The sequence below is a fragment of the Aquisalimonas sp. genome, from assembly GCF_007120195.1.
GTDB lineage: Bacteria > Pseudomonadota > Gammaproteobacteria > Nitrococcales > Aquisalimonadaceae > Aquisalimonas.
In genome coordinates this window covers 1-11327 of the sequence record NZ_SKOG01000047.1, presented here as the reverse complement: position 1 = coordinate 11327, position 11327 = coordinate 1, and the positions used below count along the sequence as shown (strand labels likewise).

At 62.8% G+C, this 11327-nt stretch carries 11 protein-coding genes; 8 read left to right on the top strand and 3 right to left on the bottom strand.

Translation table 11 applies throughout. The features are described 5' to 3' along the window. The first annotated feature begins 169 nt into the window (after positions 1-169). The 4 genes from QZT63_RS03980 (at position 170) to QZT63_RS03965 (ending at position 4456) form a co-directional block, all read left to right on the top strand. Positions 170-1528 (top strand): NADH:flavin oxidoreductase, encoded by a 1359-nt coding sequence (locus tag QZT63_RS03980; protein WP_290648784.1) that lies wholly within the window; start codon positions 170-172, stop codon positions 1526-1528. Between the two features lie 7 nt (positions 1529-1535). Further along, entirely contained in the window at positions 1536-3089 is a 1554-nt protein-coding gene (locus QZT63_RS03975) for a cytochrome c (protein ID WP_290648782.1), read from the top strand. A gap of 10 nt (positions 3090-3099) precedes the next feature. After that, entirely contained in the window at positions 3100-3492 is a 393-nt protein-coding gene (locus QZT63_RS03970; protein WP_290648781.1) for a hypothetical protein, read from the top strand. A gap of 217 nt (positions 3493-3709) precedes the next feature. Then, positions 3710-4456: a hypothetical protein gene (locus tag QZT63_RS03965; protein WP_290648779.1), complete on the top strand. Its 747-nt coding sequence runs from the start codon at positions 3710-3712 to the stop codon at positions 4454-4456. 297 nt (positions 4457-4753) lie between these two features. Here the strand turns inward: QZT63_RS03965 and QZT63_RS03960 are convergent, their stop codons facing one another. After that, positions 4754-5119: a phasin family protein gene (locus tag QZT63_RS03960; protein WP_290648777.1), complete on the bottom strand. Its 366-nt coding sequence runs from the start codon at positions 5117-5119 to the stop codon at positions 4754-4756. An 871-nt stretch (positions 5120-5990) separates the two neighbouring features. On the opposite strand from QZT63_RS03960, the gene QZT63_RS03955 reads away from it, so the two are divergent. The 4 genes from QZT63_RS03955 to QZT63_RS03940 all read left to right on the top strand — a co-directional run bounded on the left by QZT63_RS03955 (position 5991) and on the right by QZT63_RS03940 (position 8810). Continuing rightward, a complete protein-coding gene (locus QZT63_RS03955; protein ID WP_290648775.1) occupies positions 5991-7601 on the top strand; it encodes a BCCT family transporter in 1611 nt (536 codons plus the stop codon). Positions 7602-7761: 160 nt separating this feature from the next. Further along, positions 7762-7977 carry a hypothetical protein gene (locus QZT63_RS03950; RefSeq protein ID WP_290648774.1) on the top strand — a complete coding sequence of 72 codons (216 nt, stop codon included), beginning with the start codon at positions 7762-7764 and terminating at the stop codon, positions 7975-7977. A 127-nt stretch (positions 7978-8104) separates the two neighbouring features. Next, positions 8105-8377: a hypothetical protein gene (locus tag QZT63_RS03945; RefSeq protein WP_290648773.1), complete on the top strand. Its 273-nt coding sequence runs from the start codon at positions 8105-8107 to the stop codon at positions 8375-8377. A gap of 28 nt (positions 8378-8405) precedes the next feature. Next, positions 8406-8810, top strand: coding sequence for a hypothetical protein (locus QZT63_RS03940; protein ID WP_290648771.1), 405 nt, complete (start codon positions 8406-8408; stop codon positions 8808-8810). A 262-nt stretch (positions 8811-9072) separates the two neighbouring features. Here the strand turns inward: QZT63_RS03940 and QZT63_RS03935 are convergent, their stop codons facing one another. Together QZT63_RS03935 and QZT63_RS03930 are read right to left on the bottom strand one after the other, a co-directional pair. Beyond that, entirely contained in the window at positions 9073-9663 is a 591-nt protein-coding gene (locus QZT63_RS03935; RefSeq protein ID WP_290648769.1) for a PEP-CTERM sorting domain-containing protein, read from the bottom strand. A gap of 1350 nt (positions 9664-11013) precedes the next feature. Then, a partial coding sequence (locus tag QZT63_RS03930; protein WP_290648767.1) for a phasin family protein occupies positions 11014-11327 on the bottom strand: 314 nt, incomplete at its 5' end.

The window sequence follows — 11327 nt, the reverse complement described above, 5'->3', positions numbered from 1 at the left end:
TGGCGTTCATGGCTGACAGCTGGGCACGCTGTCCGGCGCACCGGTTCGTGCCCGCGCTGCTGCTGGCGGTGTGGGCGAAGGCCATGGACGAAGCGGGTGGGACGGGCGGGTCCATTCATCCGGTTTCCAGCGCCGGCGGGCGAAGCGGGCAGGGCGAGGCGCTGGTGTCATGAACGACGATGTCATCTTCACGCCCCTCGACTGGCGCAATCTGCAGGTCAAGAATCGGCTGTTTCGCTCGAATGTGTCCGGGCGTTTCGACAACGAGGACGGCAGCCTGACCCAGACCCGAATCAACTGGGAATGCAATTTCGCCCGCGGTGGGGTGGGGGCGATCATCTCCTCGTTTGTACCCGTGCAAATGGAGGGGCGTATTGTCGCCGGCTATGCCACCATTCACCGCGACGACTTTATTCCCCTCTGGCAGCGCCTGGGCGAGGCGGTGCAAAGCTTCGACTGCAAGTACCTGCTGCAGCTCAGTCATTCGGGACGGCAGATGGACCTGCCCGGGGTGCACAACCAGCACCGCCGGGCGCTGAGCGCCACCGGGCACAAAGAGTCACTGCACGGCTTTCTGTGCCGCGCGATGAGCCGTCACGAGATCAATCGCACCATCGAGGCCTTCGCGCGCGGCGCGTGGCGAGCCCGCGAGGCCGGGCTGGACGGCGTGGAGCTGCACGCCGCCAACGGCTACTTGTTCACTCAGTTTCTGAGCTCGGCCATCAACGATCGTAGCGACTGCTACGGTGGTTCCCTGGCCAACCGCGCGCGTTTTCTGCTGGACGTCATCGAGGCCATCCGCGCTCGCGTCGGCCGGGACTTTCACCTGCAGGTCAAAATCAGCGCCAGCGACTGCAACAATGTGCTCCCGTGGGAGGGGCGCGGCAACACCCTGGAGGAGACCATTCAGGTCTGTCGGTGGGTGGAGGCCACCGGCGCCGACGCGCTGCATGTCTCCATCGGCAGTCTGTTCCCGCACCCACTGAATCCGCCCGGCGATTTCTCCTTCGAGACCATCGCCAGCACCTACGATGCCATGCTCTCCGCCGGCGTCGATACGTTCCGCAACTACCTGCTGTTCCGCTACCCGGGGTTGCGCTGGATCTTCCGCTGGTTGTGGTTTCGCCTCAAGCGCGGCTTCCCGGTTGAGGGGGCCAGCAGGGACGAGGCGCGTGCGATCAAGGCCGCCGTGGGCATCCCGGTGATCAGTACCGGCGGGTATCAGCGCGCCTCCTTGGTGCGTGAGGTAATCAGTGGCGGCGTCTGCGATGCGGTGTCCATGGCCCGGCCACTGATCGCGAGTAACGACCTGCCGCAGCAGTGGCGCGCCGGTCGGGATCAGCCGGAGCGGCCCTGCACCTTCTGCAATAAATGCCTGTTGAACGCACCCAAGAACCCTTTGGGCTGCTATGAGTTGGCCCGCTTCGACGGCGACCACGAACGCATGATCGAGGCATTGATGTCCATCTATGCGACCCGGGCGGACCTGCGTATCCCCGTGTCGCGCGCTACGGCCGGGGCGGGGTGAGGCGGCCATGACCACCACCGACCCACCAGTCACGGAAGTCCAGCGGGAGTTGCGCCGCCGGCGTTGGTTGCGAGTGCCTGTGGGCCTGCTACTGCTCATTGTGCTGCTGGCGGGGCTGGTCACAGTCGTGATCGGCGCGTCGGCTCTGCTGCGCTACAGCGGCGAGTCCACGGTCCACTTCGCAGACGCCGAGGCGCACTTCATGCACGGCTCCATAGGTAGCGAGCCGGCGACGGGGTTGCCGGTGCGGCTCTGGCAGGTCCTGCCGGAGATGTTCCCGGAGGTGTTCGAAGGGGGTGGCTATGAGGTCTTCGGCTTCCTCTACGGCCCGGACGCCAGTGCCGCCAACGGCGACCTGCCCATCGGCATCGGCCAACGTACCGTGCGCGGCGTGGACTTGGGCTGGTTCAATTGCGCCGTCTGCCACGCGGGAACGGTGCGCGGGCACGCAGAGGAACCTCCGCAGCTCATTCTGGCCATGCCTTCGAACAACCTGGACCTGTATGCCTTCATCGAATTCCTGCTGGGTATCGCCGATGATCCGCGGCTTGCCGCCGACAACGTGCTGACGGAGTTCGAGCGACAGGGGCATCAGCTCGGTTGGGTCGAGCGCCTGGTTTGGCGCCACTTCGTGCTGCCGCGGGTGCGCGAGGGCTTGCTGGAGCGCCGCGCCGTGCTGGGGCCGTTGTTGGCCGAGCAGCCCGCCTGGGGACCAGGCCGAGTGGACACGTTCAACCCGTACAAGATCATCCAGTTCGGTATTCCGGTGGATGAACTGGACGACTCTGAACGCATCGGCACCGCTGACTTCCCTTCGGTGTTCCTGCAGGGCCCACGCGAGGGCATGGATCTGCACTGGGACGGCAACAACGCCTCGCTGCAGGAGCGCAATCTCAGTGCCGCGATCGGCGCGGGCGTCACCGAGGAGACCGTGGATCACGCCTCCATCGAGCGGGTGGCGGAGTGGCTTTCGGACCTGGAACCTCCTTCCAGCCCCTACCAGCCTGACCCGGAGCGAGTGCAGGCGGGTCGGGAGCTGTACATGCAGCAATGCGCCGCCTGCCATGGCTACCAGGACGGCCAGCGTTACGTGTTCGAAGGGGAGCGGCTGGGTCAGGTGGTCCCCAACGACCAGCTCGGCGTCGACCCCGCGCGGCTGGACAGCTACACCGAGCAATTGCGCGAATACCAGCTCACCCTGTTTCAGGACGATCCCCGCTACCGTTTCCGTCATTTCCGCAAGACCAACGGATACGCCAATCAGCCGTTGGACGGTCTCTGGCTGCGGGCGCCTTACTTGCATAACGGCGCCGTCCCCACGCTGTATGATTTGTTGCTGCCGCCGGAGGAGCGGCCGGTGGCCTTCGTCCGCGGGTTGGACGTGCTGGACCCCGAGAAGGGCGGCTTTGTCGCGCCTGAGTGTACGCCGGGGGAGCCGCTGGTGGAGGGGTTTTGCTTCGATACCGCGCTGCCGGGCAATGGTAACGGCGGCCACACTTACGGCACGGACCTGGAGGCCGACGCCAGGGCCGCCTTGCTTGACTACCTGTTGACCTTCTAGGAGCGCCACGATGGATGCCGGCACGGACTACTTCACGAATTTCAAGCGGGTGATGTGGGTGGGTATCGCGCTCAACGTGTTCTTCGGGCTGTGGTTATGGTTCTCGCCGGCGAGCCTGCTGGGGGTGATGGGTATCGACCAGCCGGCGCCTCTGACCTGGGCCCGCTATGCCGGACTGGCGATGGTGGTGGTGAGCCTGTTCTACTTGCCCGCCGCGCTCTCGCCCTTGCACAATCGCTTCATCGCCGCGATGGCCACGGTGAGCCGGGGGTTATTCTCGCTGTTCTTTCTCTTCGCCACAGGCATTCTATGGTTGCCGGCCTTGTACGAAGCGGTATTCGCCGTGCTGCAAGGAACGACCTTCTGGCGCGGCTGGCGGGCGGACCTCATGGCCAAGCCCTGAATTGTGGGAATTTCCCTGTACTCAGCCGCACTCCCTTCGATCGGTGTCAAGGGGTGGTTCATGGCGTAGGGCGCATTAGCCACAGGCGTAATGCGCCGCGTGACCCAAGCGCGGTGCCCGGTGTGGCCCTGCAGGCAGCCTCCAGCCGTTGGTTTACCGGTGGACTCCGCTGCGCGAATCCACCCTGACACATTCGATGCCCGACCGGGGGTTATGCATGCGCCATCTCGTGCGAAGATCGGCCCTGGCCCTGCTAGCCTTGGCGGCCATGACGTCAATGACCCACGCGTCGGAGTTGCGGCTTAGCGCGGAAAGCGGAGCCGTCTGGCAGAGCCGCAACGATGTGCGGATTCCCGGTGATGACGGCACCCGCTTCGCCTTCAACGACATAACCGGCAGCGGCCCGTTTGCATTCATCCGCATCAGCTTGGACTATGATTTTGCCAAGCGCCACGGCGTGCGCCTGGTGTATGCGCCGCTGCGCGTCCAGAGGCGCGGCGAACTGCGTGAGCCGGTCGAGTTTGCCGGCGAGAGCTTTGCCGCCGAGCACGTCGAGGGCACCTATCAATTCAATGCCCCGCGCCTCACCTACCGTTACCTGGTGTGGAATGAGCCGCGCTGGCAAGTGCGTGTTGGGTTCACGGTGCTGGTGCGTGACGCCGAAGTGCGACTCGTGCAGGACGGCGTACGCGGCCGCGATTCCGATGTCGGCCTGGTGCCGCTGCTCCATCTGGCGGGTAGCTACCGCATAGGCGAGCAGTGGAGACTTCGTTTTGACCTGGATGGCCTGGCGGCACCGCAAGGGCGGGCCTTTGATCTCGGGCTCAGGGCGGAGTATACCATCAACAACCATTGGGACGTGTTCACCGGCTACCGCGCCCTGGATGGCGGTGTCGACAACGACGACGTCTTCAACTTCGCCCAGCTCAACTATGCCGTCATTGGGGCCGCTTACCGTTTCTGAGTTCGCGCGCTGCGCCGTAAGGGGCGAAGTGAATCTGCGCGGTGCCTGGTGTTGCCCTGATGTGGCTGCGGCCGTTGTGTTGACGGCGGATTACGCTGCGCTATAACTGACTACGCGTTTCGATTGGTGTCAAGGGTGGTTAGTGGGGTAGGGCGCATTTGCCGCAGGCGTAATGCGCCGCGTTGACTGCGGCGTCGGGCACAACAAAAGAAGGCCGCCAGCCCCGGGGGACTGGCGGCCTTTCACGAGACCCACCCTGATTCGACCGAAGCCGGGGGTGGGTAGGGCACAGTCGCCTTACTTGGCGCTGCTGGCGGCCTCGGAGACAGCCTGCACGTTCTGCTTGGTCAGCGTTTGCGCTTGTTCAGCGAACTTGCGGTTGAGCTCGATCACGTTCTCCGCGTCGCTCTTCATGCGCTCGCCGAGTTCCTTGGCCACTTCCTGCTGTCCCTGGACGTAGCCCTGCACGTCCTGGGGCGCCTTGATCTCAAGGGCCTTGCGGACCTGCTGGATGCCGAGATCGGAGTAGGCCTTGCTCGCCGCGACCTGGCTGTTGACCAGCGCCTCCACGTGGTTGATGGACAGCTCGGCAAACGCGCGCGTGGGGCCGCCAAAGAGCTTCTCGAACTGCTCGTTGACCTGATTGATCGTTGGGTTGCTCATGGCAAAAACCTCATCTGGTTGCGGATTCTGACAAGGCCTGGAGCCCTTCTCCAACCTTGTTGCGGTGCACTATAGCAGCGAGAATGACGCAGTGCAACATTTTTGTTTTCACCACTGCTGCCGCCGATTGCGCAGACCCAATAGCCTTCGCTGGTGCCGCCCGTTGGTGACACCGGGCAAACGACACGCCTCAGCGCGAGCGCGCGGTGCCCATTCTCCGGGCCATGGCACTCGCCTGAAGTAGGCCTCCTTCGCCGCGGAGCAAGCACCATTACGGCGCATGATGAATCGAACGAGTGCATTCCGCTGCCCCGTCTGACTTCCCCGCCCCCGAACGCCCATTTTTCATCAGTCAGTTATGCAGGTGGCAGGGAACATGCATCGAGTCGTGCGCGCACGTGACGGCGGACCACCGCCTAATGCGGTTCTGAACGGCAGGATTGCGGTTCGTAGCGCTGGCCCCTCCAGGCAAGGGCGCCTGCCGCGATCACTTGTGGATCTGCTATTTCTTCCGTCAACCGAGGCCCAGACGATGACCGATAAGTCCCTAGGCGATCCGTTCGATTCGAACATCGACCAATGTCACAGCACAGGTTGCGCGTGCGGCAGCTAACCCCCGTCCTATACGCAGGGGTGATCCATGCTGCGCGCCCCGGGCGCGGTCTTCGAAGGTCCTGGCTACGGCATGCGGCCGTCGATCCCTCGAAGAAAGCGCTGCGGTAATGGTTGACCGAATGTGCTGGCGGCCGCATGAACGCAGTTCTACACTGCTACTCACGCGCCGGTGACGCCTCGCGCACCGGCCCGCCGGTTAACTGGCGTAGCAACCGATGCTGCGGCAAGAACAACGATACCTTAGGGGGGGGGTTATATGCAGGCACTCGCGGTACGCTTGGGGTTACGCACCGACCCGGTGATCTTCTTCGTCTCCGCCGGTTTGATGGCGGTATTCTTGTTCGCGCTGGTCGTGACCCCCGAGGCTATAGGCAGTGCCTTTGCCGGCGGGCGGGAATGGGTGGTTACTAACCTCGGCTGGTTTTTTATCTTCGGGGTCAATGTCTGGCTGCTGTTCCTGCTCTGGGTGGCATTGAGCCGTTACGGCGATATTCGGCTCGGAGGTGACGACGACCGGCCGCAATACAGCAATGTGTCATGGTTCTGCATGCTGTTCGCAGGTGGCATCGGTACGGTCCTCATGTTCTGGGGTGTCGCCGAGCCAATCTTCCATTTTGCCAATCCGCCCCATGGTGACGTTGCTCCCCACTCCGTCAACGCCGCTCAGGAGGCGATGGGGTTCTCGCTGTACCATCTGGGCCTGCATACCTGGACCATTTTCGCGCTGCCAGGCCTTGCCTTTGCCTATTTCATCTATCGCTATGACCTGCCTGTGCGCGTCAGCTCGGTGTTCTATCCGCTGATCAAGGAACGCATTTACGGCCCTGTGGGCAAGACCATCGATGTCTTCGCCGTGCTCGGCACCCTTTTTGGCGTCGCAGTCTCTATTGGCCTGGGCACCTCGCAGATCAATGCCGGACTGACGGAACTGTTCGGCGTGCCCGACGATGTCACCACCAAGGTGGCCATCATCGTCGTGCTCACGGCGGTTGCAGTGGCTTCGATTGTCGCTGGTCTCGATAAAGGTGTGAAAATCCTGTCGAACATCAATATCGGTATGGCCACCGGATTGCTGGTCTTCGTGCTGCTGACGGGTTCGACGATCTTTCTGCTACGCGGGATCATCGAGACATTGGGCATCTATGTCTCCAATATCGTGCCCTTGGCGTTCTGGAACGACACATTGGCCCAATATACCCGGGAAGATGGCCACTGGGGCTGGCAGGGCAACTGGACCGTTTTCTACTGGGCCTGGACGGTGACATGGTCACCCTTCATCGGTCTGTTCGTCGCGAGGATCTCCAAGGGCCGGACCATCCGCGAGTTCGTGCTGGGAGTACTGTTCGCCCCCTCGCTGTTCACTCTGGTGTGGTTTGCCATTTTCGGCTGGTCGGCCATGGAGATCGACGGCATCGGCGAGGCGACACGAGCGGCAATGGGCGAACAGGCGGGCATGCTGACTGCAGCGGTCAATGAAAGCGTGCCCCTGGCCATGTTCGCCTTCTTCGAGCACTTTCCAGCTACCACGCTGATCCAGGGCCTGGCGGTGGTGATCGTGGCGATTTTCTTTGCCACCTCCTCGGACTCCGCATCGTTGGTGATCGACCTGCTGTGCACCGGCGACACCGAGCCGGGCCCGGTCCGTCAGCGCGTGTTCTGGGGGGTGTCGGAGGGTGCTGTGGCAGCCATGCTGATCGTGCTGGCGGGAGAGGCCGGCCTCGTGGCGCTACAGCAAGTCATCACTGTGATCGGGCTGCCGATCTTTATCCTGGTTTTCGCCATGATATTCGCGCTGTTCCGCGCTCTGATGCGGGAAGATCTGGTTGTCATCCGTCCCCGAAGGGCGCCCCGGCTGGAGGACTTGTAGTACCCCTCTCGCCCCGGCCGGTTGAGCCGGGGCGATGGCTCAATGTCAATGTGCTGGCACCACAGGCAACAGCTTGCTCTCGGCGTGCTCGGTCAGCGGAGTGAGGTAGCGTAGCCTTGCGGGCCGACGCGGACTTCGTGAAATATGCGCTCGCCGGTCAGTGCCGACAGGAACAGGTCGTCCTGCCGAGGTGTTTCCCGAGCAGCCGGTGCGCCAGGGGGTGCTGATCTTTTCGTATCCCATGCGCTTCCTGTTCGCCAGCCGGCCGGTGGTCATGCGCCAGGTGCTGGGCATCATCTGCGGATGCATTGCCACGCGGCCCGATTACAAGGCGGCGTTTCCCGTAAGACAGCCCGGCCCGGGGCGGCGACGCTGATCCAGCGCTCTGGCGGCGCCTAGACTCTAAATGTCACTTCTAAGGGCATCAGCCTTGAAAAGGCGGTCACTGATCACCATCCCCAAGACATGTTGCCGTCCATGCTAACTGTCCGGGAGGAATCAACATGGCAGAGCAGAGTACAGACGCACTGCGCAATGAAATCAATCAGCTGCGTGAGGACGTGCGGAGAATCACGAACACCCTGAAGGAAGTGACCGCGAGCACCGGTGAAGAAACCGTGGAACAGATGCGCGAGCGCCTCGGGCGGGCGAAGGAGCAGGCCGTGGAGGCGGAACGCTCCGTCAAGAAGCAGGTTGAAGAGCACCCCCTGACCAGCGTGCTCACCGCGTTCGTCGGTGGTCTGATCGCCGGGCTGCTGTTGCACTCGCGGCGCTGAATCGCTGGCAACGCGAAGGAGCGATAACGTGCGCGATGCCATCGCTCGCTCATTTATCGGACTCGCCGTCGGGTTGCTGAGCGCCATTGTTGGGTTAGGTGGCGGCGGGTTTCTCGCTGCGGCGCTTTATCTGGCGCTGATTCCCATCGCCACACCAGCGGGTGCGGCGGCGCTCACCGGTGTGGCGCTACTGGCCCTCACCGGTGTCCTGCTGCTGATCGCCAGCACCTATCTGCGACCACGAAAACCGTCACCGGCACCCTCCGGCGGCGCCCGAAGCGAGACAGAGGTGGTCTCCGAACTGGTGGCCGCCCTCGTGCCCCACGTGCGTCGCCACCTGCCGGTGGCCATCGGCTTTTCCTTCGCCGCGGGGTTGGTACTCGGGATCAAGCCATCCGCCCGGCGTGCCCTGTGGCGCTCCTTGACGCGCTGAGAGGGCCCTGAACCGAACCTGCGCCCAGAAGAGACCCACGTCCTGGCTGTCGGGCCGGGAGTTAAGGCCCGGTGGTGGTGCATGTGAAATGCGAGCTTCACCGGGCGCGGGGTCCGTCTCCGGCCCGCTCCACCGTTGACCTCGACCACGCCACCTACATTCGTCAACCATCGTGATCACAATGGGAGGGGTAGGAGCCAAAGCGCGCCGAACGGCGGGAACCCATGAACTGGACACCGTGCCTCAAGCGCGTCTTCAATCGTTAGTTCGCTCGGCGCCGCATAAACACCAGGCCAAGCAAACCGGCACCCAGCAGTGCGAGAATACTGGGCTCAGGAACGGCGGCAACGGGCTCTTCTGGACCTGAGGGCTCGTCGGGTCCGGCGAAGAGCGTGACGGTGGCCGATACAGTGTGTGAGCCGGATGAAACACTTGACAATTCTGAGAAGCTCACACCAAAGAGCGTTCCATCAGCTAGCGCAATATCCGTGGGTTGCGTCCACAACAAGCTGTAATTCGTAGTCCCCCCAGGTGAATTGGCATTACCGGTGCCGGAAGCGCTCACTGAGTTCGGCTCAGTGAATGCCAGCGTCGCGGCAATCGTCGCGGTACGGTTACCCTGGAGATTTGTGCCACTAATTGTCATGAAATTAAAAACTTCACTCTCCCCCTCGTCCAGCGCGAAGGACAAATTACTGAAGTCCTCCAAATTGACAGCGAATCGATCAGACCCAGTGCGGGTCACTTCGGAACCGTCAAAAGACGGTGTGAAGGTAATAGGCGCAGCGTGAGCCGTGGCCGTTAACCCTGTCAGTAATGCACCTGCCACGAGCGTCGTCAGTGTCTGCTTCATTGTTCGAATCCTTACGTCTCTTGAATTTCAGCCCCATATACATAAGCAAACATCATGCCAATAATTTAAGATGCTGATATAAAGAGATATCTCAGAAAACCCTCCAAGGATAATGTAAAGCATTTCAACGTTAACCCAACGTGGCGGATTCGCCCCGGATTTGGAGCGAGTCGCAAAGAAATCTCTTTGCAAATCAACGGCCGGTCTGTGGATAAGTGCCCAACACCCGCTGTCGTGAAGACCGTGCTTTGTTTCTTTAGTGCGTGCGTGCGGATAATGGCTGGCCGTGTTTCTACGCGCGACCACACGCAGGGAAGACGGCAAGGTGCACCGGTATTGGGGGATCGTCGAGAACCGGCGCCTGGCCGATTGGCGTGTCGTGCAGCGCCACGTGCTGTACCTCGGTGAGATCAATTCCTCGCAGGAGCGGGCATGGCGCAAGTCGATCGAGGTGTTGGACGAGTGCGCGACGCTGTCGCTGTTTCCGCGAGAGCGCATCGACGACGGCGTGGTGGACGCGTCGGTGGTGCGGCTGTGCCTGTCGCCGTTGCACCTGTGCCGCCCCGCGGGTAGGGGGCTCGTGCTGGCTCGCGCACAAGCTGCGGGAGGGCCTGGAGTTCGATCAGTTCTGGCGCGGGCGTGTGCCCTCGAGTCGCACAGGCACGCGCTGGGGTCAGGTGCTGTTCGTGCTGGTGGCGTGTCGGTTGCTGTCGCCGGGCAGCGAACGGCGCTAGCACCGGCAATGGTTCGAGCGCAGTGCATTGCGCGGCCTGCTTGGGGCCGACGCGGGCCTGGCCGACATCCACAAGCTGTATGCCTGTCACGACAAGTTGCTGGCGCACAAGACGGCGCTCTTCGATCACCTGGTGCGCCGTTGTCGGGAGCTGTTCAATGTCGAGTTCGACGCGTTGCTCTACGACCTGACCAGCACCTACTTCGAGGCCAATCCGCCGTTGGCCGAGGAAGACAAGCGCCGTTTCGGTTACTCGCGCGACAAGCGCCCTGACTGTGTACAGGTCGGCATCGCGTTGGTGCTGACACTAACATCTCCCATCGCCGCTCAAAGCAGCCATGCTGCTTTAGTCGTTTGCGTGCATGCCCGCCGTCACTTGCGATCGAGCCGCGCTCTGAATGCGTACTCTGTGCAGCAGTCGCGCAGGGGTCGGGAACACAGTGGAGCCAAGTATCAATGCGCTTGGGTACGCAAGTCACGGTTGCACTCGCGTGCGCACGACCCCGCGGCGTTACGCACATCACAAGAAAAGGCCGCCAGCCCCGGGGGACTGGCAGCCTTTTGCGAGACCCACCCTGGTCGGACCGCGCCAGCCGGGGGTGAGGGGTGCGGTCGCCTTACTTGGCGCTGCTGGCGGCCTCAGAGACAGCCTGCACGTTCTGCTTGGTCAGCTGCTGCGCTTGTTCGGCGAACTTGCGGTTGAGCTCGATCACGTTCTCCGCGTCGCCCTTGACCCGCTCGCCGAGCTGCTTGGCCACTTCCTGCTGGCCCTGGACGTAGCCCTGCACGTCCTGGGGCGCCTTTATCTCAAGGGCCTTGCGGACCTGCTGGATGCCGAGATCGGTGTAGGCCTTGCTGGCCGCGACCTGGCTGTTGACCAGCGCCTCGGCGTGGTTGATGGACAGCTCGGCAAAGGCGCGAGCGGGGCCGC

What these genes read in the sequence shown, in the direction of transcription:
- QZT63_RS03945 (WP_290648773.1), top strand. Translation starts at nt 8,105, where the DNA reads ATGGCAGAGCAGAGTACAGACGCACTGCGCAATGAAATCAATCAGCTG.
- QZT63_RS03955 (WP_290648775.1), top strand. Translation starts at nt 5,991, where the DNA reads ATGCAGGCACTCGCGGTACGCTTGGGGTTACGCACCGACCCGGTGATC.
- QZT63_RS03960 (WP_290648777.1), bottom strand. Translation starts at nt 5,119, where the DNA reads ATGAGCAACCCAACGATCAATCAGGTCAACGAGCAGTTCGAGAAGCTC.
- QZT63_RS03970 (WP_290648781.1), top strand. Translation starts at nt 3,100, where the DNA reads ATGGATGCCGGCACGGACTACTTCACGAATTTCAAGCGGGTGATGTGG.
- QZT63_RS03980 (WP_290648784.1), top strand. Translation starts at nt 170, where the DNA reads ATGAACGACGATGTCATCTTCACGCCCCTCGACTGGCGCAATCTGCAG.
- QZT63_RS03975 (WP_290648782.1), top strand. Translation starts at nt 1,536, where the DNA reads ATGACCACCACCGACCCACCAGTCACGGAAGTCCAGCGGGAGTTGCGC.
- QZT63_RS03935 (WP_290648769.1), bottom strand. Translation starts at nt 9,663, where the DNA reads ATGAAGCAGACACTGACGACGCTCGTGGCAGGTGCATTACTGACAGGG.
- QZT63_RS03965 (WP_290648779.1), top strand. Translation starts at nt 3,710, where the DNA reads ATGCGCCATCTCGTGCGAAGATCGGCCCTGGCCCTGCTAGCCTTGGCG.